This is a genomic window from Pantoea sp. ANP04, assembly GCF_041982285.1.
In the GTDB taxonomy this organism is placed as follows: domain Bacteria; phylum Pseudomonadota; class Gammaproteobacteria; order Enterobacterales; family Enterobacteriaceae; genus Pantoea; species Pantoea eucalypti.
The window spans coordinates 366,847-390,421 of record NZ_JAUTYS010000003.1 but is presented as its reverse complement, the minus strand read 5'-3'; the positions used below and the strand labels follow the sequence as shown (position 1 = coordinate 390,421).

Sequence of the window (23,575 nt, the reverse complement as noted above, 5' to 3'; positions counted from 1 at the left end):
CCGTTTTAAAACCGGCACCTGGCCGGTAAAGACGTGTTACTGCTCTGTCTGGATTTCCGTAATAATGGCGTAGAGCTCTTCATCACTTTGGGCAGCGCGCAGACGACGGCAGACCGTTTTATCTGCCAGACGTTTCGCCACCAGTGACAGGGTGTGCAGGTGTGTTTTGCACTGGTCGGCCGGGACCAGCAAAGCAAACAACAGATCGACCGGCTGGTTGTCGACGGCATCAAATGCAATCGGCTGTTCGAGGCTGATAAAAACCCCAACCGCGCGCAGCGTATCCTCTTCCAGCTTGCCGTGAGGGATCGCGATCCCATTGCCAATACCGGTACTGCCCATGCGTTCGCGGGTCAGGATCGCTTCGAAAAGCGTCTGGTGCGGCAGGTTGAGCTGCTTAGCGGCCAGTTCGCTGATGATTTCCAGCGCACGTTTTTTGCTCTGGCAGTGTACGCCGCTGCGGGTGCAGTCTGGCGAAAGCACTGTGCTCAATTCCAGTGTAAGATCGTTGTTCATTATCATTTCACTTGCGTGTTCACCAGGCCATTCGCCGCCAGCGCGTCATTACCTCTGAGACAAGCTGCGCTTACTCAGATGACAAAACGGGGCGGATTATCCGCCCCATCCTGTCGGCTCTGCGCGCCAGGCGCGCGTTGCTAGCGTGAAGATTAGTGTTTTTTCAGTTTATCTTTGTGTTTGGTCAGCTGACGGGCCAGCTTGTCGATCAGCCCATCAATTGCCGCATACATATCTTCCGCTTCCGATGTAGCGTGCAGCTCGCCACCATTCACGTGAAGTGTTGCATCAGCCACCTGAGTGACTTTCTCAACTTTCAGGACAATATAGACCTGATTGATATGTTCAAAATAGTGTTCCAGTTTGGCAAATTTCCCGTTGACGAACTCACGCAGAGGCGGTGTGATTTCAACATGTTGCCCGGTCAGGTTCAGCTGCATAGGTCTTCCTTCTCATTTCTTTCAAACCAGTTGTTTACGCTGGTTCGATGGCGGGATGGATAAAGACTCACGATATTTGGCGACGGTACGCCGTGCCACCATAATCCCCTGATCAGATAACATTGAGGTCAGTTTACTGTCGCTCAAGGGTTTGGCTGGATTTTCCGCCGAAATTAATTTTTTCACCAGCGCACGAATCGCGGTTGAGGAGGCTTCGCCTCCACCTTCCGTATTCACATGACTGGAGAAAAAGTACTTTAGTTCAAAAATGCCACGGGGACTGTGCAGATACTTCTGCGTAGTCACGCGAGAAATGGTCGATTCATGCATCTCAACAGCCTGGGCGATATCTGCCAGCACCATCGGACGCATAAATTCTTCACCCTGCTCGAAAAACGCCTGCTGTTGCTCAACAATGCAGCGCGTTACTTTCAGCAGCGTATCATTGCGGCTTTCCAGACTCTTAATCAGCCAGCGGGCTTCCTGCAGATTACTGCGGATAAACTGACTGTCGCTGTCATTGCGCGCTGAACTGCCCATTGCCGCATAGTGCTGATTGATCTTGAGGCGTGGCAAGCTGTCGGCATTGAGTTCAACCGTCCAGCGACTGCCAACTTTACGCACCAGGACATCAGGAATGACATATTCTGGCTCGCTGGTATTGATCGACTGACCCGGACGCGGGTCCAGTGACTGAATCAGCACCATCGCTTCTTTCAGTACATCCTCTTTGAGGCGCGTCACTCGCATCAGGCTACGGAAATCGTGATTGGCCAGCAGGTCGAGATGCTCGCTGACGATCAGGCGTGCTTCTGCCAGCATCGGTGTGTCGGGCGCAAATTGCGACAGCTGCACCAGCAGACAGTCACGCAGGTCGCGCGCACCAACACCCATCGGGTCAAAACGCTGGATGCGTTTCAGCACCGCCTCAACTTCATCCACTTCGAGATCATCGTTGCCGATACTGTCCAGGATCTCCTCAAGCGAAACGGTGAGATATCCGGTGTCATCGATAGCATCGACGATAGAGGTGGCAATAGCGCGATCGGTATCACTGAAAGGCGTCAATCCAACCTGCCACATCAGGTAGTCCTGCAGTGACTGTGTCGTTTCACCCTGATAAACCGGTAACTCATCATCCTGATAATCGGTGCCAGTGCCGGAAGGCGTGCCCGCCGTGTAGATCTCATCCCAGGTGGCATCCAGCGGCAGTTCATCGGGCATCTCTTTCTGCTCAAGCGCTTCGCGTGTATCCAGCGCCTCAGACTCCGGCGATTCCCTGGAGTCGATCTCTTCATGCAGATCAGTCTGCTCAAGCAGCGGATTGCTTTCGAGTGCAAGCTGTAACTCCTGCTGGAGTTCAAGCGTAGAGAGTTGCAGCAGACGAATCGCCTGTTGCAACTGTGGAGTCATTGCCAGCTGTTGGCTGAACCTGAGTTGTAGACCTTGCTTCATAGACAGGATGGTAGTTCCCAGGTAAACATCGGTATTAACGACACCTTATCAGAGTCTGAACTCTTCACCCAAATAAACCCGCTTAACCTGCTCATCCGCAAGAATTTCATTGGGTGTGCCATGCGCAATCAGGTGTCCCTGGCTGACAATATAAGCCCGCTCACAGACCGCTAAGGTTTCACGCACGTTATGGTCGGTAATCAGCACGCCGAGGCCGCTGTCACGCAGATGCTCAATGATTTTCTTGATGTCGATAACGGAGATCGGGTCAACACCGGCAAAAGGCTCATCCAGCAGGATAAATTTAGGATTAGCGGCCAGTGCGCGTGCGATCTCAACACGACGTCGCTCACCACCTGAAAGCGCCTGACCCATGCTGTCGCGCAGGTGCTCGATGTGAAACTCTTCCATCAGCTCACGGGCGCGATCCTGACGTTGTTCTTCTGTCAGATCGTCACGAATCTGCAGTACCGCCATCAGGTTATCGTAGACGCTGAGGCGACGGAAAATGGAGGCCTCCTGCGGCAGATAGCCGATGCCACGACGCGCACGGGCATGCAACGGCAGGATACTGATATCTTCATCATCAATAATGATACGGCCAGCGTCACGCGGGACAATACCGACCACCATGTAAAAGGTGGTGGTCTTACCGGCGCCGTTCGGACCCAGCAGGCCGACAATCTCGCCGGACTTTACCTGCAGACTGACATCTTCTACCACGCGACGGCCTTTATATGCCTTCGCCAGGTTTTCTGCGATTAATGTGGCCATAGCTATCAGTTACTCTTCTTTCCGCTGTTGGACGAACCTTTATCCTGAAGTTGCGACGGCACCAGGACGGTAGTGACGCGCTTGTTCTGGCCCTGGCTGTAAGCCTGCATTTTCTGCTCTTTTACCAGATAGGTAATACGATCGCCTTTGATGTTGCTGTCCTGCTGCTCAATGAACGCATTGCCGGTCAGTTCAACGAAGTCGTTAGCCAGTTCGTAGTGCAGCTTTGAGGCATGGCCCTGAACCGGCTTGCCGCTGTCCTGCATCTGATAGAACGTAGCGGGGTTGCCGTAGGCATCAACGATGGTTTTCTTGCTGTCGCCACCGGGACGGGTCACCACGACTTTATCCGCCGTGATTTTGATTGAACCCTGCGTCACGATGACATTGCCGGTAAAGGTCGCGACATTGCCCTGCAAATCAAGTGCCTGATTCTGCGAGTCAATGTTGACGGGCTTATCCGAGTCACCGGTCAGGGCAAGCGCCGGAACGCTGGTTGCCAGCAACATGCTGGCCAGTAAAAGCTTCAGGCTATTTTTGTTCATTTTGAATTTCATATGAGGTTTTGACCTTCTCGATTAACTCGGCGTTCTTTGTCCGTAAATTGCCGCGCATTTTCATGCCGGTGGAGTTAAAACTGCGTCCATACAATGTTACCTGATCATCAGAGGTAACATCCTGAGTGACAAGGTTGATCTGTGCGTTATCAGTTTTAATGCGCTCAAGCTGAGAATCCTGCGTCAGCGTATTCAGCTCAACATGGCCATACAGATAAAGCATACGATCTTTGGTGAGCTTTGCTTTATCGGCGCGTAACGTCCAGGTAGGGATTTTATTCTCATCATAAGTGGTCATCACCGGATTTTCGAACCAGCTCAGCTCGTCATCCGAGAAATAGGTCACTTTGTCTGAGACCAGTTTATATGACAGCGCGCCCTGCGGGTTATAAACCACAGTGTGTGAATCAGCACTGGTGTAGGTCGGCGACTGACTGTCGGGCCCGACGGGCGTGCCATTGTCATCCTGGTTAGTAAGATTCCAGCCGATCAAAACCAGTGCAATCAAGGTCAGAATCAGCGTTATCCAACGCCTGCTTTTACTCATACTGATTGCCCTTTGGCATCCTCAAATTTGTTCTGCGCCATTAATATCAGGTCACATACTTCGCGTACCGCGCCGCGTCCACCGGCGATCCGCGTGACGTAGTGGGCGCGTGGCAACAGGATCGGGTGTGCATCTGCCACTGCCACACTTAATCCCACCTTCGCCATAACCGGCCAGTCAATCAGATCGTCACCAATATAGGCGACCTGGTCGTCGGAAAGAGACAGTTTATCCAGAAGTTCACGATAGGCCAAAAGCTTATCCGATTGTCCCTGATAAAGATGACGGATGCCGAGCGTTTTGCAGCGATCTTCCATCAGACGGGCATTACGGCCGGTAATAATAGCCACTTCTACATCAGAGGTCAGCAAACACCGCACACCATAACCGTCCCGCACGTTGAATGCCTTCAGCTCTTCGCCATTATTTCCCATGTAGATCACCCCGTCGGACATCACGCCGTCGACGTCGCAGATCAGCAGACGAATGTTGCTGGCGCGTGCCATAACATCAGCGCTGACCGGGCCATAGCAGGTTTCAATCGGGGGAGTTGCCTGTTGCATTTTCTCTTCCTGTTCAGACTACGCCAGCGCGCAGCATGTCATGCATATGTACCACACCGAGCAGACGGTCGTCATCGGCCACCAGAATCGAGGTAATGTTTTTGGTCTGCATCAGATTCAGGGCTTCAACCGCCAGCATATTTGGCCGGACGCGGATGCCACCCGGCGTCATCACTTCGCCAATGGTGGCGCGCTGAAAATCGATGCCCATATCAAAAATGCGGCGCAGGTCGCCATCGGTAAAGATGCCTTCAATTTTCATCAGACCGTCGACGATCACCGTCAGTCCCAGGTTTTTGCGCGTAATTTCCAGCAGCGCATCGCGCAGTGAAGCATCCCGCGTGACGTGCGGCAGCTCATCGCCGCTGTGCATGATATCAGCCACATGCAGCAGCAACTTGCGGCCCAGCGCACCGCCAGGATGGGAGAGGGCAAAGTCTTCCGCCGTGAATCCACGCGCTTCCAGCAGCGAAACCGCAAGCGCGTCACCCATCACCAGCGTGGCCGTCGTGCTGGAGGTGGGCGCCAGCCCCAGCGGACACGCTTCCTGCGGAACATGAACACAAAGATGCACATCGGCAACCCGTCCCATCGCGCTGTCAGGCCGTCCGGTGATGCAGATCAGCGAAATATGCTGACGTTTTAACACCGGAATCAGCGCAAGAATTTCGCTGGACTCACCGCTGTTAGAGATGGCGATGACCACATCATTTTTGCTCACCATCCCCAGATCGCCATGGCTGGCTTCAGCCGGATGCACAAAAAAGGCGGGCGTGCCGGTACTGGCAAAGGTCGCCGCCATTTTTTTGCCGATATGGCCAGACTTGCCCATGCCCATGACCACCACTTTTCCCTGACAGGCATAAATGAGGGCGCAGGCGCGGGCGAAATCGTCATTGATATATTGATCGAGTTGTTCCAGTCCTTCACGCTCGATGCGCAGGACAGTTTTTCCGGCCTGCTGAAAATCAAATGCTGTTGGTTGCTGATATGACATAGTGAGTCTGTCCTTGTTAACCGTCCATAAATGCCGGCTGCATCCAGAGCAGCGTCACCCAGACGAAGAAACCACAGAGTAAAATTAAGCCTGCCGTGCGACCAACCCGACGGCGACGAAGCAGGCAAAGCAGGGCAAACAGCACGCTGACGCCCAGCATCACCCAATAATCACGGGCAAAAGCGTGATAGTCGATGCTGCCAGGATGAATCAGCGCCGGCAGGCCCAGCACGATGGCAATATTATAAATGTTGGCGCCGATCAGATTGCCGATCGCGATATCATCTTCACCTTTCAGCGCACCCGCAATGACCGTTGCCAGCTCAGGCAGGCTGGTTCCCACGGCGATAAGCGTCAGGCCCATGACCAGTTCACTGACGCCAAAGTAGTCGGCAAAAGCGGTCGCATTATCGATCACCATCCGCGTCGACATCGGCAGTATAATCAGCGCGACGGCCAGCCAGAGAAAGGCCACTGTATTTCCGCTCTCTTCGCGAGGCAGTTCGGCCAGCTGTTCGCGGGTCAGGGTGTCGTTATTGTCCTGTTCCGCTTTCCGTGCAATGCGAATCACCACCATCAGATAAATAGCGGCTATGGCGATCAGGCCAATTCCATCCAGTCGACTAAGCTGATTGTCAAACAGCATGAATCCGCTGAGCAGGGTAACCAGCAACATTAACGGAAGTTCGCGGCGTATCAGATTAGAATGGACGTAAAGCGGGTGCATGAGCGCAGCGGCACCGAGGATCAGTAAAATGTTGGTAATATTCGAGCCGAGCGCGGTACCCACAGCAAGATCCATCTGGCCATGCTGCGCCGCTGAAAAGGAGAGGATCATCTCGGGCAGCGAGGTGCCGATGCTGACAACGGTCATGCCGATAATCAGTGGCGGGATGCCAAAAGATCGACACAATATTGAGGCGCTAAACACCAGACGATCGGCACCATATGCCAGTAAAAGCAAACCGATAATCAGCAGTGCAGAAGCTAAGAACATGAAAAATCCTTGCGTAAAAACCCGGGCCGGCAATGCTTTTCCCGACCGGTTTAAGGTTCTGTTTGGCGAGACAGGCGCTGATTTTGACCGCCTGAACGGCAAAAGTAAATTTAATGACCATTTTCGCCAAATCTTAGCGGTAAGTTTCTGTAAAGCTATCGTGAATCAGGACCGAACAGGCTACCATCGTACCCCATGTTTACGCCCGATCCTTACAAGAGGTAATAATGATCCAGCAGCAAACGAATCTGGTTGAGGTTCGTGGCGTGAGTTTTTCGCGCGGAGATCGCACTATCTTCGACGACATTTCGCTGACCGTGCCGAAAGGGAAAGTCACGGCGATAATGGGGCCATCGGGGATAGGAAAAACCACTCTGCTACGCCTGATTGGGGGGCAACTTCAGCCAACCAGCGGTGAAATCTTTTTCCGTGGCGAAAACATTCCGTCATTGTCACGCGCTAAATTGTACGAAGCGCGCAAGAAAATGAGCATGCTGTTCCAGTCTGGTGCCCTGTTTACTGACTTAACGGTCTATGAAAATGTGGCCTGGCCGCTGCGTGAACATACCCGTCTGCCTGCACCGATTCTGCACAGCACCGTATTAATGAAGCTGGAAGCGGTGGGTCTGCGCGGTGCTGCCCAGCTGAAACCGGCTGAGCTGTCGGGCGGGATGGCACGCCGTGTGGCACTGGCGCGTGCAATTGCGCTTGAGCCGGAGCTGATCATGTTCGACGAACCTTTTGTCGGACAGGATCCCATTACCATGGGCGTGCTGGTAAAATTAATCGACGAACTTAACCATGCTCTGGGCCTGACCTGTATTGTGGTCTCGCACGACGTACCGGAAGTACTGAGTATTGCGGACTATGCCTATATCGTGGCCGGACAAAAAATTATCGCACACGGCACCACGCCGGAACTGCGAGAGAATAATGACCCGCGCGTGCGCCAGTTTATTGATGGCCATGCGGATGGTCCGGTTCCCTTCCGTTTTCCTGCCGGCGACTATCTCGCTGATTTAACCGGCTCAGGGAGTAACTAAACAGATGGTCTTGAAGGCGCTGGCGTCATTCGGTCGTCAGGGAATTGAAACGTGCGCCAGTTTTGGACGCGCAGGATTAATGCTGTTTCACGCGCTGGTGGGAAAACCCGCGTTCCGCAGACATACGCCGCTACTGATCAAACAAATCTATAGTGTTGGCGTACTGTCGTTACTGATTATTGTGGTTTCAGGTCTGTTTATCGGCATGGTACTCGGACTGCAGGGCTATCTGGTGCTGAACACCTATGGTGCAGAAACCAGTCTGGGTATGCTGGTGGCGCTCTCCTTGCTGCGTGAACTGGGGCCGGTTGTTACCGCGCTGCTGTTTGCCGGACGGGCAGGATCGGCACTGACGGCTGAAATCGGCCTGATGAAAGCCACTGAACAGCTCTCCAGTATGGAGATGATGGCGGTGGATCCGTTGCGCCGGGTAGTCTCGCCGCGCTTCTGGGCCGGTTTTATCAGCATGCCGCTACTGACCATGATCTTCACTGCGGTCGGTATTGCAGGCGGTGCACTGGTTGGCGTGAGCTGGAAGGGGATCGATCCCGGTTTCTTCTGGTCAGCTATGCAGAACGCGGTCGATTTCCGAACCGATATCGTTAACTGCATCATCAAAAGCGCCGTCTTTGCCGTAACGGTCACCTGGATTGCTCTTTTTAATGGCTATGACGCGATTCCCACTTCTGAAGGGATCAGTCGCGCGACAACGCGTACCGTAGTACATGCTTCACTGGCGGTGCTCGGGTTGGATTTTGTGCTGACAGCACTGATGTTTGGGAATTGATGCAATGCAAAGCAAAAAAAGCGAAATCTGGGTTGGCATTTTTATGATTATGGCGTTGATCGCCGCATTGTTTCTCTGTCTGCGCGTCGCCGATTTAAAGTCGATGGGCACAGAGCCGACGTGGAAACTCTACGCGACCTTTGACAATATCGGCGGCCTGAAAGCCAGTTCGCCGGTCAAAATTGGTGGTGTGGTCATTGGCCGGGTGACAGAAATAGCGCTTGAGCCGAAAACGCTGCTGCCGCGTGTCACCATGGAGATCAGCGATCAGTATGCGAATAAAATTTCAGATACCAGCTCGCTGGCTGTCCGTACTCAGGGCCTGCTGGGTGAGCAGTTCCTGGCGCTGAACTTAGGCTTTGACGATCCTGAGCTCGGCTCGGCGATGCTGAAAGATGGCGATACGCTGCGTGATACGAAGTCAGCCATGGTGCTCGAAGACCTGATCGGCCAGTTCCTTTATAAGAGCGGCGATAACAAACAAAAAACTGACTCCGAAGACGCGCAGGAAGGCGACAGTGCTGCGCCTGCGGCACCGGCTCAACCTTAAAGAAGAGGGTTTACCATGTTTAAACGTTTACTGATGATTGCCATGCTGGTGGTAGCGGTACCGCTGACGGCGACCGCAGCCGATCAGAGCAATCCTTACAAGCTGATGAACGAAGCGGCGCAGAAGACATTCACCCGTCTGAAAAATGAGCAGCCGAAAATCAAGCAGGATCCCAACTACCTGCGTGAGATTGTGCGTCAGGAGCTCCTGCCATATGTGCAGATTAAATATGCAGGCGCGTTAGTGCTGGGACGCTACTATCGTGACTCAACACCTGCTCAGCGTGAAGCCTATTTCAGCGCCTTTGGTGATTACCTGGCGCAGGCGTATGGTCAGGCACTGGCACTGTATAACGGCCAGAGCTACCAGATTCAGCCCGAACAGCCGTTAGGCGACGCCCAGATTGTCGCTATTCGTGTCACCATTATTGACCCAAATGGACGTCCGCCGGTACGCCTCGATTTCCAGTGGCGTAAAAATAGCCAGAGCGGGAAATGGCAGGCTTATGACATGATCGCCGAAGGCGTCAGCATGATCACCACGAAACAAAATGAGTGGAGCGATTTGTTGCGTACCAAAGGTATTGATGGTCTGACGGCACAACTGAAGTCTTCTGCGGCACAGCCGATCACGCTGGATAAACAACAATAATGCACGAATCGTTACGCTGGGAGCGGGAAGCCAGCACGCTATTACTTAAAGGCGAACTGGATCGCGACACGCTGATGAGCCTGTGGCAGCAACGCGAGACGCTGATCAAAGATGTCGATACTATCGACGTCGCGGGGCTGGAGCGGGTGGACTCTTCCGGTCTCGCCCTGCTGGTGCACTTGCGGGAAATCGCGCGTGCACAGGGTATAACCCCATGCTTTACAGGCATCAGTGACAAACTGCGCTCGCTGATTACCCTTTACAATCTGCAACAGATTATTGTTTCTGCGGATAAAAGCGCCTGATTTCCGGTTGTTATGCTAAGCCCCTGTTTCCAGCAGGGGCTTTTGCGTATTTAAGAGTCAGCCGCTTTCCTCTACTATGTCAGCCTTATTATTATTAAGTGAAGTTAAGCCCAATGGAAAACAGTGAAATTCAGGCCGTGCTGATGGCCGCATTGCCTTTAGACGAAGTTCATGTGATGAGCAACGATGGCAGCCATTTTCAGGTGATCGCCGTAGGCGAACTGTTTGGCGAACTGAGCCGCGTGAAAAAGCAGCAGGCTGTCTATGCGCCGCTGATGGAATTCATCGCGGATAACCGCATGCATGCTGTCTCTATCAAAACTTATACTCCCGCTGAATGGGCACGTGACCGTAAACTCAACGGTTTCTGATCCTTCTGCGTGGTGAACTCGCCGTGAGCGAGTCCAATTTTTAGCTAGTTAATCGAGAGCCGTGTTGATGGAAAAATTTCGTGTGCAAGGCCCCACCCGTTTAAGTGGTGAAGTCACCATTTCCGGGGCAAAGAACGCCGCACTTCCTATTCTGTTTGCTGCCCTGCTGGCTGAAGAGCCGGTAGAGATTAAGAACGTGCCAAAGCTGCGCGACATTGATACCACCATGAAACTGCTGAGCCAGCTGGGTGCGAAGGTCGAACGCAACGGTTCTGTGCATGTCGATGCCAGTGCGGTAGATGTGTTTTGTGCGCCTTATGACCTGGTCAAAACCATGCGTGCCTCAATCTGGGCGCTGGGTCCGCTGGTGGCGCGTTTTGGTCAGGGTCAGGTTTCTCTGCCGGGTGGCTGCGCTATCGGCGCGCGTCCGGTTGATCTGCATATCACCGGTCTGGAACAGCTGGGTGCTGAGATCAAACTGGAAGAGGGCTACGTTAAAGCCTCAGTCAATGGACGCCTGAAAGGCGCGCTGATTGTCATGGACAAAATCAGCGTTGGCGCAACGGTCACTATCATGAGTGCAGCGACGCTGGCGACAGGTACCACTGTGATCGAGAATGCGGCGCGTGAGCCGGAAATTGTCGATACCGCCAACTTCCTTAACACCCTGGGTGCCAAAATCAGTGGCGCAGGTAGCGACAAAATCACCATCGAAGGCGTTGAGCGTCTGGGTGGCGGTGTTTATCGCGTTCTGCCCGATCGTATCGAAACCGGTACCTTCCTGGTGGCTGCTGCCATTTCAGGCGGCAAAGTGATGTGCCACAAAACCCAGCCAGATACCATGGATGCTGTATTGGCTAAGCTGCGTGATGCGGGTGCCGATATTGAAACCGGTGAAGACTGGATCAGTCTGGACATGCACGGCAAGCGACCAAAAGCGGTTAACGTGCGCACCGCTCCGCATCCGGGGTTCCCGACAGATATGCAGGCACAGTTCACCCTGTTAAACATGGTTGCGGAAGGCACGGGTCTGATTACCGAAACCATTTTCGAAAACCGTTTTATGCATATCCCTGAACTGATTCGCATGGGCGGACATGCTGAGATTGAGAGCAACACGGCAATCTGTCATGGGGTTGAAACCCTGTCAGGTGCGCAGGTGATGGCGACCGATCTGCGTGCTTCTGCCAGCCTGGTTCTGGCGGGTTGTATTGCGGAAGGCACGACGTTCGTTGATCGCATTTATCACATCGATCGTGGCTATGAGCACATCGAAGATAAACTGAAAGCAATGGGCGCGAACATCGAGCGTGTCAGCGAAGAGTAAGTCTGCTGAGGCACTCAAAAAGCCAGCCCCCTTCAGGGCTGGTTTTTTTTTCGCCTGAAAATAGCCTGCGGTCTCAGTTGCTGTCGGAATGCGCTGCAGGCGTCCGGATACGTTTTCTGCGATCCAGCAGGCGGTGGGTGTGGGGATCATAATATCGACTGGGCCAGATCTCACTCGGGTGAATCGTTAGCGCGTCGGCGATCAGCCATTCTCCTTTGGGCCACGGGCGCGTCAGCGCATTAGCCAGTGTTGACGAACTCAGACCCGATGCGCGTGATAGTGCTGCCAGCGTCATACCGCGTTTGTGCAGCGCCGCGATAATGTCAGCCGGATGCCAGTCTTCCTTTATTTTTTCCATAACCTGTTCTCCTTTTCCTTGTCATTGCGTCGTCCAGCAGGACGTTGGCTTTCCTTTTTAGTGCCATCTGGAAAGAACAGGGGTTTTATAGCAAAAAGTTTCCATTAATTTCCAGTTATTTTTAGATCCAGCGCCGGGTCTGTGGGATGACTCGCAAAAGGTGTGCAAATGCTTGCAGGAAATAAGAATAATGGGGACGGACTGAGATGAAAACGGAGCCCGGAAGGCTCCGTGAGGGATCAAAAATCGCGCTGAACTGACATGTGCGCCAGCGACTCCAGGGCACTGCGCCATGGCGATTCCGGCAGAATTCTCAGGGCTTCAATGGCTTTATCCGCTTCCTGTTCGGCACGACTGCGCGTCCACTCCAGAGAACCACACTGATTCATCGCTTCCAGTACGGGTTCCAGCAGATGGCGGCCATTTCCCTGTTCAATGGCTTCACGGATCATCTTCGCCTGTTCAGGCGAGCCGTGCTGCATCGCATGCAGCAGTGGCAGGGTGGGTTTGCCTTCACTCAGGTCATCGCCAGTATTTTTACCCAGCGTTTCACCATCAGCACTGTAATCCAGTAAGTCGTCAATTAACTGGAAAGCCGTACCCAGATAGCGCCCATAATCCTGCAGGGCTTTTTCCTCTTCAGGTGTGGCTTCAGCCAGAATTGCAGAAGCCTGCGAGGCGGCTTCAAACAGACGCGCTGTCTTGCTGTAAATGACGCGCATGTAGCTCTCTTCAGTGATGTCGGGATCATTGACGTTCATCAGCTGCAGGACTTCACCTTCAGCAATGACGTTTACTGCCTCTGACATCAGCGCCAGGATACGCAGCGAACCCATGCTGGTCATCATCTGGAAGGCGCGGGTATAAATAAAGTCACCGACCAGCACGCTTGCCGCATTGCCAAACGCCGCGTTCGCGGTCGCTTTGCCACGACGCATATCGGATTCATCCACGACATCGTCATGCAGCAGCGTGGCGGTGTGGATAAATTCGATCAGCGCCGCATTGGTCACGTGCAGGTCGCCCTTGTAGCCCATGGCACGTGCGGAGAGCACGGCAATCATGGGACGGATACGCTTGCCCCCACCACTGATGATGTAATAGCCCAACTGGTTGATGAGCGAGACATCTGAATTCAGCTGGTCGAGGATGGTCTGGTTAACGGCAGCCATATCCTGTGCGGTTAATTCATTAATCTGTTCTAAGTTCATTCGTCTTTTCAGCTATGACTCGTTATCTCTGCCATGGTAAGTGGTTTACTCAGCCAGCGTTCAGGTAATCTGTTACTGATTGTACTTGAATTTTGTGCCTGAGAAACGGTTGCATTCAGCCTGTGTTTTTTTTCTGCAAGAGTGTGCAAAGTGCTCTTGTCTTCTTCTGGAGTTTTGCGTAGAATTCGCGCCCTATTGTGAATATTTAGCGCGCCGCCTGATGAACTAAAAGGCAAGCGCAGAAGCGGAGTTTTATATGTACGCGGTTTTCCAAAGTGGTGGTAAACAACACCGAGTAAGCGAAGGTCAGACCGTTCGCCTGGAAAAGCTGGACATCGCAACCGGTGAAACGATTGAGTTTGACCAGGTTCTGATGATTGCTAATGGCGAAGACGTGAAAATCGGCGCGCCACTGGTTTCAGGCGGAATGATCAAGGCAGAAGTTGTTGCTCACGGTCGTGGCGAGAAAATTAAGATTGTTAAGTTTCGTCGTCGTAAGCACTACCGTAAGCAAGCAGGCCATCGCCAGTGGTTCACTGATGTGAAAATCACTGGTATCACGGCGTAAGAGGAGATCTGACAAATGGCACATAAAAAGGCTGGTGGTTCGACTCGAAATGGTCGTGACTCCAATGCAAAACGTCTGGGTGTAAAGCGTTTCGGTGGCGAATCTGTTCTGGCAGGTAGCATCATCGTTCGTCAGCGTGGCACCAAATTCCACGCCGGTACCAATGTAGGTTGTGGTCGTGACCACACCCTGTTTGCTACCGCAGACGGTAAAGTACAGTTCGAAGTTAAAGGTCCGAACAACCGTAAATACATCAGCATCGTTGCTGAGTAAGGTTGTCGTGACGCAGACGTTTAACGTCTGAACGCACGAATTGAAGGCCCCGCAGCTCCTGCGGGGCTTTTTACATTCTGCGGTCTGTTGCGGTAAAAGCGACGCATCACAAAAGTTTGCTGTACACTTTGTGTACGCACTGGCGAAAGCCAATCCTGATTTATCCGCCGCTGGTCAGCGCAGAAGACCCTGGCGGACCCGTCTGCAGAGTGCTGCAGACGATTGTGTGACGGAGATAGAAAATGAAGTTTGTAGATGAAGCGACAATTTTGGTCGTCGCCGGTGATGGCGGTAATGGTTGCGTGAGCTTCCGCCGCGAAAAATATATCCCGAGAGGCGGCCCTGATGGCGGTGATGGCGGTGACGGCGGTGATGTTTATCTGATCGCTGATGAAAACCTCAATACCCTTATCGATTATCGTTTCGAAAAATCTTTCCGGGCAGAGCGCGGACAGAACGGCCAGAGCCGCGACTGTACAGGCAAACGCGGTAAAGATATCGAAGTTAAAGTGCCGGTCGGCACCCGGGTTATCGATCAGGGTACCGGTGAGACACTCGGTGACATGACGCGTCACGGCCAGAAACTGATGGTCGGCAAGGGCGGCTGGCATGGTCTGGGCAACACGCGCTTCAAATCCTCAGTGAACCGCAGTCCTCGTCAGAAAACGATGGGTACTCCAGGTGAAAAACGTGACCTGCAGCTGGAGCTGATGCTGCTGGCAGACGTTGGGATGCTGGGCTTACCGAACGCCGGTAAATCAACCTTTATCCGTGCCGTTTCAGCTGCCAAACCAAAAGTGGCGGATTATCCATTTACCACGCTTGTGCCGAGCCTGGGCGTAGTCCGTATGGACAGCGAGCAGAGCTTCGTCGTGGCTGATATTCCTGGCCTGATTGAAGGCGCAGCAGATGGCGCTGGCCTCGGTATCCGCTTCCTGAAACACCTCGAGCGTTGCCGCGTATTGCTGCACCTGATCGACATCGATCCGATCGATGAAAGCGATCCGGTTGAAAATGCCCGCATTATTCTCGGCGAGCTCGAAAAGTACAGCGAGAAGCTGTTCAACAAGCCACGCTGGCTGGTCTTCAACAAGATTGATCTGATTAGCGAAGAAGAAGCGCAGTCACGGGCAAAAGCCGTTGCTGAAGCGCTGGGCTGGGAAGATAAGTATTACCTGATCTCTGCCGCAAGCCGTACTGGTGTCAACGAACTCTGCTGGGACGTGATGAGCTTCATCAATGCCAACCCGAAAGAAGCCGAGCTTGAAGAGAAACAGCCGGAAAAAGTGGAGTTCATGTGGGACGATTACCACAAAGAAACCATTGAAAACACGGTCGAAGTGGAAGATGAAGAGTGGGATGACGACTGGGATGATGAAGACGACGAAGGCGTCGAAATCATCTATCAGCGTTAACCGCACGTCTGCTACAGCGTGATATAGGATGCCCCCTTTCAGGAATGAAAGGGGGCATTGTTCTTTCTGGAGCCAGCACTTCACGGCGACGCTGGTATCCGCTTCTGAAGCGTTCAGCCATAAAAAAACGCAGCAGGTTGATCACCTGCTGCGTTTTTATTACGGCGTCATCAGTTGTTCTGATTGATATCGCGATAGAGTCGGCTCTCGAAACGCACCAGAGGAATACGACGGGTTCGTTGATCTTCCGGCGGTACCGCATACCCGGAAAGGAACTGAACGAACGCCACCCGCGCGCCACTTGAGGTAGTGATAAAGCCCGCCAGGTTATAGACGCCCTGCAATGAACCGGTTTTCGCCGAGACTTTGCCATCCAGTCCTGCTTCATGCAGTCCGCCCCGATATTGCAGCGTGCCATCATAGCCAGCCAGCGGCAGCATCGAAATATAATCCAGCGTGTTGTCATTCTTCGCAATGAACTGCAACACCTGCATCATGGTTTGCGGCGAAATCAGGTCGTGGCGCGACAGGCCGGAACCATCGACCTGGATGCTGTTGCCCATATCGACGTTGGCTTTCGCTTTCAGGATACGACGAACCGCATCCTGCCCGGCACGGAACGTTCCTGGTACGTTGAAGTAGTGATGACCAATAGTGCGGAACACCGTGTCGGCAATCATGTTGTCTGACTTCTTCAGCATGGTGTGCAGCAGCGTATGCAGCGGCGCGGACTGGGTCGATGCCAGTACGGTGCCAGGCTCCGTGACCTGCGTCTGACGCACCAGATGCCCGCTGTAATCAATCTCTGACGACCGCAGTTCCGCCTTGAGAATCTCGCCAGCCCAGGCCGCACCATCCTGCACGGCAAAGGCCAGCGGCAGCGGTTCGGCACGCTGACGCATACAGCCAGTCAGCGTGTAGCGGTTCAACTCGCCCGGCACCACATCCAGTTCACAATATTGCCCTTCGCCGCTGTTGCGGCCGATGGTGCGGACCTGGCTGTACATATGCGCCGGATAATAGGAGGCGATGCGAACAAAGGCATTTTCACCCGGCGTATTCGCGCTGTAGAGCGATACCGAGAAACAGTTCTTATCAACAATCGCTGCACCCGGCGGGGCGCTGAAGCACTGAGTCATATCGTTCCACGGCCAGCCCGGCGCCATGTCGTGACTGGCAAACACGGACGTGTCGATAACCAGATTGCCTTTGATATGGTTAATACCCTGCTTCTTAATCGCCGCGACCATGTTGCGCAGATCCTGACGGGTTAAAGTGGGATCACCGCCGAAACGTGCGACTAAATCGCCGTTCAGGGTGCCATCTATAATGGCGCCGCGAGTCTCAAAAGTGGTCTGAAAACGGAAATCGCCACCCAGTTCCAGTAATGCCGCCAGCGCCGTCACCACTTTCATGGTACTGGCGGGCAGGGCCATCTGTTTTCCGTGATAATCAATGATCGGTGTTGAAGCACCCACTTTCTGGACCATCAGCGCCAGATTGGCACCGTCTGGCAGGTACTGCATGTATTCATCAACTGGCGCTGCGTGTGCCTGCAGCATAAATGCACAGCTTAATCCGGTAACAAGTCGTGAAAATCGCATAATCTCGCGGTAACTGGCAGGTGAGGGCGTCAATACTACGTTGCCGGACGGTGCAAAGTAAACGATGACCCGCAGTGAACTCTGGGGTAAAATACGTATCAAATTGCAAAACTCTTTTCTGGCCTGGAAGCATCTCCGGGTCAGGATTCTTTTATTTGCAAAAACGGGCTAATGTGCCGCAGAACGCTTTTTTCTGCAGTCACCGGTCAGGATGACATCGTTAACAGGAAAGAGGGCGAGGAGCTTAAATGAATCAGATTCCGATGACGTTAAGAGGCGCTGAAAGATTGCGCGAAGAGCTGAACGAGCTGAAAACCGTGAAGCGCCCGCGCATTATCGCCTCTATCGCTGACGCACGCGAACACGGCGATTTAAAAGAAAACGCGGAATACCATGCTGCGCGTGAAGAGCAGGGTTTTTGTGAAGGGCGTATTCAGGAGATTGAAGCCAAACTCTCCAATGCGCAGGTGATCGACGTCACCCAGATGCCTAAAACTGGCCGCGTAATTTTCGGCGCAACGGTAACCGTACTGAATGTCGAGACCGACGAAGAGTCGACTTATCGTATCGTGGGCGATGACGAAGCGGACTTTAAGCAAAATCTGATTTCGGTCAATTCGCCAATGGCGCGTGGCCTGGTGGGAAAAGAGGCCGATGATGTGGCTATTGTTAAAACCCCAGGCGGCGACGTTGAGTACGAAATCCTGAAGGTGGAATACCTTTAAGATGTTGCTACGCTTTGAAAAGCGTTAAAGCACAATGTAAAGAAAAGAAAAAGGCCGCATCGCGGCCTTTTATCTGAGGTAAGAGCATGTCACTTTCTTTGCCCACTTAACGTGGCAGAGAAATTTTGCTCTCTTTAGAGGGGCGATACAGCACCAGCGTTTTGCCGATCACCTGTACGTTGCTGGCACCGGTCTCACGCACGATAGCTTCAACGATCAGCTGTTTCGTTTCACGATCTTCTGAGGCGATTTTTACCTTGATCAGTTCGTGATGCGCCAGAGCCTGCTCGATTTCGGCCAGCACGCCTTCAGTCAGGCCGTTGCCACCCAGCATAACCACGGGCTTGAGTGGATGGGCGAGGCCCTTGAGGTGCTGTTTTTGTTTGGTACTTAGATTCATCGTAGTTTTTTACTTACTCAGGGATTGAAAACGGTTCATTCTACCGCCATCTCGGGTATATCACCAAATCGACGCAACCCATTGCGTGCAGGTTTATCGCTACGATGACGATTTAGTTGGAAATAATATGACGGGTAAAAAGCGTTCAGCCAGCTCCGGCCGCTGGCTTCAGGAACACTTTAGCGATAAATATGTGCTCCAGGCGCATAAAAAAGGGTTGCGCTCGCGCGCCTGGTTTAAACTTGATGAAATACAACAGGGTGACAAGCTGTTCAAACCCGGTATGACCGTGGTAGATCTGGGTGCCGCACCCGGTGGCTGGTCGCAATATGTGGTACAGCAAATCGGGAACAAAGGGCGCGTCATTGCCTGTGATATCCTGCCAATGGATCCAATAGTCGGTGTCGATTTCCTTCAGGGCGATTTTCGTGAAGAATCGGTGATCAATGCGCTGCTTGAGCGCGTTGGCGATCAGAAAGTTCAGGTTGTCATGTCCGACATGGCGCCGAATATGAGTGGTACACCTGCCGTAGATATTCCCCGGTCGATGTATTTAGTGGAGCTGGCGCTGGAGATGTGTCGGGATATCCTGGCACCTGGCGGCAGTTTTGTAGTGAAAGTGTTTCAGGGAGATGGCTTCGATGAATACCTGCGGGAAATTCGCTCCCTGTTTACGAAAGTAAAAATTCGTAAGCCGGACGCTTCACGTTCTCGTTCACGTGAAGTGTACATTGTGGCGACTGGGCGCAAACTATAACCAAATTGCTGGAGAAGTCCGCAGCGTTGCTGCGATTCCATGTATGCAGGAACTATAGTACCCTACGCTATCTGTTAACACCGATGTAATATGAGGTTAATCCCTTGAGTGACATGGCGAAAAACCTGATTCTCTGGTTAGTCATCGCGGTCGTGCTGATGTCAGTATTCCAGAGCTTTGGGCCCAGCGAGTCGAATGGCCGTCGGGTTGATTATTCAACCTTCCTGTCGGAAGTGAACCAGGATCAGGTCCGCGAGGCACGCATTAACGGGCGTGAAATTAACGTTGTCAAAAAAGACAGCAATAAATATACCACCTACATTCCTGTCAATGATCCTAAGTTGCTCGATAACCTCTTGACCAAAAACGTCAAAGTGGTTGGCGAACCGCCGGAAGAACCAAGCCTGCTGGCTTCAATCTTCATTTCGTGGTTCCCGATGCTGCTGCTGATCGGTGTGTGGATCTTCTTTATGCGTCAGATGCAGGGCGGTGGCGGAAAGGGCGCGATGTCCTTCGGCAAAAGTAAAGCCCGCATGTTGACGGAAGACCAGATTAAAACCACTTTCGCTGACGTCGCAGGTTGTGACGAAGCGAAAGATGAAGTGGCTGAGCTGGTGGAATATCTGCGTGAGCCGAGCCGTTTCCAGAAGCTGGGCGGTAAAATTCCAAAAGGCGTTCTGATGGTGGGGCCACCGGGTACCGGTAAAACCTTGCTCGCCAAAGCGATTGCTGGCGAAGCGAAGGTGCCTTTCTTCACTATCTCCGGTTCTGACTTTGTGGAAATGTTTGTCGGTGTTGGTGCATCCCGTGTGCGCGACATGTTCGAACAGGCTAAGAAAGCGGCACCGTGCATCATCTTCATCGATGAAATCGATGCCGTTGGTCGTCAGCGTGGCGCCGGTTTAGGCGGTGGTCATGATGAACGTGAGCAGACGCTGAACCAGATGCTGGTTGAGATGGATGGTTTTGAAGGTAACGAAGGTATTATCGTTATCGCCGCGACTAACCGTCCTGACGTACTGGACCCTGCGCTGCTGCGTCCGGGCCGCTTTGACCGTCAGGTTGTTGTAGGCCTGCCCGATGTACGCGGTCGTGAGCAGATCCTGAAAGTGCATATGCGTCGTGTGCCACTGGCTACCGATATTGATGCAGCGATCATTGCACGTGGTACCCCAGGCTTCTCCGGTGCCGATCTGGCCAACCTTGTCAACGAAGCAGCGCTGTTCGCCGCCCGTTCAAACAAGCGTGTGGTGTCGATGGTTGAGTTCGAAAAAGCGAAAGATAAAATCATGATGGGTGCGGAACGTCGCTCCATGGTGATGACGGAATCGCAGAAAGAGTCAACGGCTTACCACGAAGCCGGCCACGCGATTATTGGTCGCCTGGTACCAGAGCATGATCCGGTCCATAAAGTTACGATTATCCCGCGCGGCCGTGCGCTGGGTGTGACCTTCTTCCTGCCTGAAGGCGACGCGATCAGCGCCAGCCGTCAGAAACTGGAAAGCCAGATTTCAACGCTTTACGGCGGTCGTCTGGCAGAAGAGATCATCTACGGTGCAGAACGTGTTTCTACCGGTGCGTCTAACGACATCAAAGTCGCGACTAACCTGGCACGTAACATGGTGACGCAGTGGGGCTTCTCTGAAAAACTGGGTCCGTTGCTGTATGCAGAAGAAGAGGGTGAAGTGTTCCTTGGACGTTCTGTCGCGAAAGCGAAACACATGTCTGATGAAACTGCCCGCATCATCGACCAGGAAGTCAAACACCTGATCGACAGCAACTACCAGCGTGCTCGCCGCATTCTGGGTGAGAACATGGACATCCTTCACGCGATGAAAGACGCGCTGATGAAGTATGAAACCATTGATGCACCGCAGATCGACGACCTGATGGCACGCCGCGAAGTGCGTCCGCCAGCAGGCTGGGAAGATCCAGGCAGCAACTCAGACAGCAACGGTACGCCAAAGGCGCCACGTCCGGTTGATGAACCGCGTACGCCAAACCCAGGCAATACTATGTCAGAGCAGTACAACAAATAAGACGCAACATCGTCAGACAAAACCCCGGCTGGTCCGGGGTTTTTTACATCCAGATATTGATCAGCAAGGAGTTTTCACCATGAAGTTGTTTGCCCGTGATTCCCATCTCGATTTATCTTTCCCGCATGTGATGGGCATTCTGAATGTCACGCCGGACTCCTTTTCAGATGGTGGTAAACATAACGCGCTGGTTGATGCGCTGACGCATACCAATGAGATGGTTAATGCAGGTGCCACCATTATCGACGTGGGCGGTGAATCAACCCGTCCTGGCGCTGATGAAGTGAGTGTGGAGGAAGAGCTGGAGCGGGTGATTCCGGTGGTCGAAGCCATCGCCCAGCGTTTCGAAGTCTGGATCTCAGTGGACACCTCTAAAGCCGAGGTTATCCGGGAAGCTGCGCGAGTGGGTGCTCACATCATTAATGACGTTCGTTCACTCACTGAACCAGGCGCGCTCGATGCTGCAGCCGCTACCGGACTTCCCGTCTGTTTAATGCATATGCAGGGCGAGCCGCGCACCATGCAGCAGGCACCGGTTTACGAAAACATCTTAAGCGAAGTGGACACTTACTTCGCTCAGCAGATTGCACGCTGTGAAGCGGCGGGAATTAAAAAAAAGCGGCTGATACTCGACCCGGGCTTCGGTTTCGGTAAAAATCTCAGCCACAATTATGAACTGCTGGCTCATCTGGGCGATTTTCACCACTTCGGTCTGCCGCTGCTGGTTGGGATGTCGCGTAAATCAATGATTGGTCAGCTGTTAAATGTCGGCCCATCACAGCGTTTAACCGGCAGCCTGAGCTGCGCGGTGATTGCTGCCATGCAGGGCGCGCAGATTATTCGCGCGCATGACGTAAAAGAGACGGCCGAAGCGATGCGCGTGGTCGAAGCGACCCGAAGAGCAAAAGGAGTATCATGAGTAATCGTAAATATTTCGGTACAGACGGCATTCGCGGCAAAGTCGGTGAAACCCCCATTACCCCCGATTTTGTCCTGAAGCTCGGCTGGGCCGCAGGTAAAGTGCTGGCGCGCCATGGTTCTAAGAAGATCATTATTGGTAAAGATACCCGTATCTCTGGCTACATGCTGGAGTCCGCGCTGGAAGCAGGCCTCGCTGCGGCAGGCCTGACAGCGGCGTTTACCGGCCCGATGCCGACGCCCGCCATCGCCTATCTGACCCGCACCTTCCGCGCAGAGGCGGGCATTGTGATTTCGGCGTCGCACAACCCGTTTGACGACAACGGGATTAAGTTCTTTTCCTCCGAAGGCACCAAATTGCCTGATGACGTTGAAGAAGCGATTGAGCTGGAGATGGAAAAGCCGATTACCTGTGTTGAATCAGCGCAGTTAGGCCGTGCCAGCCGCATCGTGGATGCCGCAGGGCGTTACATTGAGTTTTGCAAAGGGACATTCCCCAGCGAACTGAATCTGAATGGCCTGAAGATTGTGGTCGACTGTGCCAATGGTGCCACCTACCACATCGCGCCGAATGTATTGCGTGAACTGGGTGCCACCGTCATTGCTATTGGTGTCCAGCCAGATGGCATGAACATTAATAAAGAGTGCGGTGCCACCGATCTCAAACTGCTGCAGCAGCGTGTGCTGGCCGAGAAAGCTGATATTGGTCTGGCCTACGACGGCGACGGCGACCGTATCATGATGATTGACCATCTGGGCGACAAAGTGGATGGCGACCAGATCCTCTATATCATTGCACGTGAAGCATTGCGCCAGGGACAGTTACGCGGCGGTGTAGTGGGTACGCTGATGAGTAACATGGGACTGGAGTTAGCACTGAAGCAGCTTGGCATTCCGTTTACCCGCGCCAAAGTGGGTGACCGTTATGTGCTGGAGAAGATGCAGGAGAAGGGCTGGCGTCTCGGTGCTGAGAACTCCGGTCATGTGATCCTGCTCGATAAAACCACGACCGGCGACGGTATCGTTGCAAGTTTGCAAGTACTTACTGCAATGGTACGCAACCACATGAGCCTGCACGATCTCTGCAGTGGTATGAAAATGCTGCCGCAGGTTCTGGTCAACGTGCGCTTTGCAGGTGAACACGATCCGCTGCAAAGCGATGCCGTCAAAACCGTGACCGCGGAAGTGGAAAAAGCGCTGGCAGGTCGCGGACGTGTTCTGCTGCGTAAGTCCGGCACCGAGCCATTGATTCGTGTGATGGTCGAAGGCGAAAATGAGGCGCAGGTCACCGAACTGGCGAATCGCATCGCCGATCAGGTCAAGGCCGTTTAAAACCGCAACAGGCAGTCTGCAGAGTGTGGAACTGCCTGTAAAATCACCGGGATGGCGCTTTTTTCTGCAATCAGTTCGGGTAGTAAAAATTGCAC

General features: G+C 53.2%; 29 protein-coding genes. 16 read left to right on the top strand and 13 right to left on the bottom strand.

The window, feature by feature from the left end; genetic code table 11:
* Nucleotides 1-36 precede the first annotated feature (36 nt).
* From ptsN to Q7C21_RS06605, 9 genes are all read right to left on the bottom strand, one after another.
* Nucleotides 37-516 (bottom strand): PTS IIA-like nitrogen regulatory protein PtsN, encoded by a 480-nt coding sequence (gene ptsN / locus Q7C21_RS06645; protein ID WP_008925405.1) that lies wholly within the window; start codon nt 514-516, stop codon nt 37-39.
* A 152-nt stretch (nt 517-668) separates the two neighbouring features.
* Complete coding sequence (gene hpf / locus Q7C21_RS06640; RefSeq protein ID WP_003851111.1) at nt 669-956, bottom strand: ribosome hibernation promoting factor; 288 nt, start codon at nt 954-956, stop codon at nt 669-671.
* A gap of 21 nt (nt 957-977) precedes the next feature.
* Nucleotides 978-2,411, bottom strand: a complete 1,434-nt coding sequence (gene rpoN, locus Q7C21_RS06635) for an RNA polymerase factor sigma-54 (RefSeq protein ID WP_182629905.1) — start codon at nt 2,409-2,411, stop codon at nt 978-980.
* A 48-nt stretch (nt 2,412-2,459) separates the two neighbouring features.
* Nucleotides 2,460-3,185, bottom strand: a complete 726-nt coding sequence (gene lptB, locus Q7C21_RS06630; protein ID WP_003851107.1) for an LPS export ABC transporter ATP-binding protein — start codon at nt 3,183-3,185, stop codon at nt 2,460-2,462.
* Nucleotides 3,186-3,190: 5 nt separating this feature from the next.
* The gene (gene lptA, locus Q7C21_RS06625) at nt 3,191-3,742 is read right to left on the bottom strand and encodes a lipopolysaccharide ABC transporter substrate-binding protein LptA (RefSeq protein WP_033762313.1); all 552 of its coding nucleotides are present in this window, start codon (nt 3,740-3,742) and stop codon (nt 3,191-3,193) included.
* Nucleotides 3,717-4,289: an LPS export ABC transporter periplasmic protein LptC gene (gene lptC, locus Q7C21_RS06620; protein ID WP_008925408.1), complete on the bottom strand. Its 573-nt coding sequence runs from the start codon at nt 4,287-4,289 to the stop codon at nt 3,717-3,719. The genes lptA and lptC overlap by 26 nt, the downstream gene beginning before the upstream one ends.
* A complete protein-coding gene (gene kdsC, locus Q7C21_RS06615) occupies nt 4,286-4,852 on the bottom strand; it encodes a 3-deoxy-manno-octulosonate-8-phosphatase KdsC (RefSeq protein ID WP_003851104.1) in 567 nt (188 codons plus the stop codon). Before kdsC ends, lptC begins: the two co-directional genes overlap by 4 nt.
* Nucleotides 4,853-4,865: 13 nt before the next feature.
* A complete protein-coding gene (gene kdsD / locus Q7C21_RS06610; RefSeq protein ID WP_003851102.1) occupies nt 4,866-5,849 on the bottom strand; it encodes an arabinose-5-phosphate isomerase KdsD in 984 nt (327 codons plus the stop codon).
* A 16-nt stretch (nt 5,850-5,865) separates the two neighbouring features.
* Nucleotides 5,866-6,846, bottom strand: a complete 981-nt coding sequence (locus Q7C21_RS06605; RefSeq protein ID WP_003851100.1) for a calcium/sodium antiporter — start codon at nt 6,844-6,846, stop codon at nt 5,866-5,868.
* Here Q7C21_RS06605 and Q7C21_RS06600 point away from each other — a divergent pair.
* The 8 genes from Q7C21_RS06600 to murA all read left to right on the top strand — a co-directional run bounded on the left by Q7C21_RS06600 (nt 6,845) and on the right by murA (nt 11,880).
* Nucleotides 6,845-7,102, top strand: a complete 258-nt coding sequence (locus Q7C21_RS06600; protein ID WP_128755139.1) for a hypothetical protein — start codon at nt 6,845-6,847, stop codon at nt 7,100-7,102. The two genes, Q7C21_RS06605 and Q7C21_RS06600, sit on opposite strands and share 2 nt — an antisense overlap.
* On the top strand, nt 7,074-7,889 hold the full coding sequence (gene mlaF, locus Q7C21_RS06595; protein WP_008925409.1) for a phospholipid ABC transporter ATP-binding protein MlaF: 816 nt from the start codon (nt 7,074-7,076) through the stop codon (nt 7,887-7,889). Before Q7C21_RS06600 ends, mlaF begins: the two co-directional genes overlap by 29 nt.
* Nucleotides 7,890-7,893: 4 nt before the next feature.
* The gene (gene mlaE, locus Q7C21_RS06590; RefSeq protein WP_375150531.1) at nt 7,894-8,676 is read left to right on the top strand and encodes a lipid asymmetry maintenance ABC transporter permease subunit MlaE; all 783 of its coding nucleotides are present in this window, start codon (nt 7,894-7,896) and stop codon (nt 8,674-8,676) included.
* Nucleotides 8,677-8,680: 4 nt separating this feature from the next.
* Nucleotides 8,681-9,226 carry an outer membrane lipid asymmetry maintenance protein MlaD gene (gene mlaD, locus Q7C21_RS06585; protein WP_375150530.1) on the top strand — a complete coding sequence of 182 codons (546 nt, stop codon included), beginning with the start codon at nt 8,681-8,683 and terminating at the stop codon, nt 9,224-9,226.
* Between the two features lie 15 nt (nt 9,227-9,241).
* Complete coding sequence (mlaC, locus tag Q7C21_RS06580) at nt 9,242-9,877, top strand: phospholipid-binding protein MlaC (protein ID WP_008925412.1); 636 nt, start codon at nt 9,242-9,244, stop codon at nt 9,875-9,877.
* Nucleotides 9,877-10,182, top strand: coding sequence for a lipid asymmetry maintenance protein MlaB (gene mlaB / locus Q7C21_RS06575; protein WP_008925413.1), 306 nt, complete (start codon nt 9,877-9,879; stop codon nt 10,180-10,182). Before mlaC ends, mlaB begins: the two co-directional genes overlap by 1 nt.
* Nucleotides 10,183-10,295: 113 nt before the next feature.
* Complete coding sequence (gene ibaG / locus Q7C21_RS06570; protein ID WP_003851098.1) at nt 10,296-10,553, top strand: BolA family iron metabolism protein IbaG; 258 nt, start codon at nt 10,296-10,298, stop codon at nt 10,551-10,553.
* Between the two features lie 67 nt (nt 10,554-10,620).
* Complete coding sequence (murA, locus tag Q7C21_RS06565; RefSeq protein ID WP_008925414.1) at nt 10,621-11,880, top strand: UDP-N-acetylglucosamine 1-carboxyvinyltransferase; 1,260 nt, start codon at nt 10,621-10,623, stop codon at nt 11,878-11,880.
* A gap of 73 nt (nt 11,881-11,953) precedes the next feature.
* On the opposite strand, the gene Q7C21_RS06560 is transcribed toward murA, so the two are convergent.
* Both Q7C21_RS06560 and ispB read right to left on the bottom strand, forming a co-directional pair.
* Nucleotides 11,954-12,238, bottom strand: coding sequence for a helix-turn-helix transcriptional regulator (locus tag Q7C21_RS06560; RefSeq protein ID WP_003851095.1), 285 nt, complete (start codon nt 12,236-12,238; stop codon nt 11,954-11,956).
* Between the two features lie 239 nt (nt 12,239-12,477).
* A complete protein-coding gene (gene ispB, locus Q7C21_RS06555; protein ID WP_008925415.1) occupies nt 12,478-13,449 on the bottom strand; it encodes an octaprenyl diphosphate synthase in 972 nt (323 codons plus the stop codon).
* A gap of 256 nt (nt 13,450-13,705) precedes the next feature.
* Here ispB and rplU point away from each other — a divergent pair, with 256 nt between their 5' ends.
* From rplU to cgtA, 3 genes are all read left to right on the top strand, one after another.
* A complete protein-coding gene (rplU, locus tag Q7C21_RS06550) occupies nt 13,706-14,017 on the top strand; it encodes a 50S ribosomal protein L21 (protein ID WP_008925416.1) in 312 nt (103 codons plus the stop codon).
* A 15-nt stretch (nt 14,018-14,032) separates the two neighbouring features.
* Nucleotides 14,033-14,290, top strand: a complete 258-nt coding sequence (gene rpmA, locus Q7C21_RS06545) for a 50S ribosomal protein L27 (protein WP_003851093.1) — start codon at nt 14,033-14,035, stop codon at nt 14,288-14,290.
* Nucleotides 14,291-14,532: 242 nt separating this feature from the next.
* Nucleotides 14,533-15,705: an Obg family GTPase CgtA gene (cgtA, locus tag Q7C21_RS06540; protein WP_003851092.1), complete on the top strand. Its 1,173-nt coding sequence runs from the start codon at nt 14,533-14,535 to the stop codon at nt 15,703-15,705.
* Between the two features lie 170 nt (nt 15,706-15,875).
* Here the strand turns inward: cgtA and dacB are convergent, their stop codons facing one another.
* Complete coding sequence (dacB, locus tag Q7C21_RS06535; protein ID WP_033743117.1) at nt 15,876-17,309, bottom strand: serine-type D-Ala-D-Ala carboxypeptidase; 1,434 nt, start codon at nt 17,307-17,309, stop codon at nt 15,876-15,878.
* Between the two features lie 248 nt (nt 17,310-17,557).
* Here dacB and greA point away from each other — a divergent pair, with 248 nt between their 5' ends.
* Nucleotides 17,558-18,034, top strand: a complete 477-nt coding sequence (greA, locus tag Q7C21_RS06530; RefSeq protein ID WP_003851087.1) for a transcription elongation factor GreA — start codon at nt 17,558-17,560, stop codon at nt 18,032-18,034.
* A gap of 106 nt (nt 18,035-18,140) precedes the next feature.
* On the opposite strand, the gene yhbY is transcribed toward greA, so the two are convergent.
* Complete coding sequence (gene yhbY, locus Q7C21_RS06525; RefSeq protein WP_008925418.1) at nt 18,141-18,434, bottom strand: ribosome assembly RNA-binding protein YhbY; 294 nt, start codon at nt 18,432-18,434, stop codon at nt 18,141-18,143.
* Between the two features lie 127 nt (nt 18,435-18,561).
* On the opposite strand from yhbY, the gene rlmE reads away from it, so the two are divergent.
* From rlmE to glmM, 4 genes are all read left to right on the top strand, one after another.
* On the top strand, nt 18,562-19,191 hold the full coding sequence (gene rlmE, locus Q7C21_RS06520; protein WP_008925419.1) for a 23S rRNA (uridine(2552)-2'-O)-methyltransferase RlmE: 630 nt from the start codon (nt 18,562-18,564) through the stop codon (nt 19,189-19,191).
* Between the two features lie 113 nt (nt 19,192-19,304).
* Nucleotides 19,305-21,230, top strand: a complete 1,926-nt coding sequence (gene ftsH / locus Q7C21_RS06515; RefSeq protein WP_033743100.1) for an ATP-dependent zinc metalloprotease FtsH — start codon at nt 19,305-19,307, stop codon at nt 21,228-21,230.
* A gap of 79 nt (nt 21,231-21,309) precedes the next feature.
* Nucleotides 21,310-22,149 carry a dihydropteroate synthase gene (folP, locus tag Q7C21_RS06510; RefSeq protein ID WP_039658941.1) on the top strand — a complete coding sequence of 280 codons (840 nt, stop codon included), beginning with the start codon at nt 21,310-21,312 and terminating at the stop codon, nt 22,147-22,149.
* On the top strand, nt 22,146-23,480 hold the full coding sequence (glmM, locus tag Q7C21_RS06505) for a phosphoglucosamine mutase (RefSeq protein WP_033781660.1): 1,335 nt from the start codon (nt 22,146-22,148) through the stop codon (nt 23,478-23,480). The genes folP and glmM overlap by 4 nt, the downstream gene beginning before the upstream one ends.
* Nucleotides 23,481-23,575 lie beyond the last annotated feature (95 nt).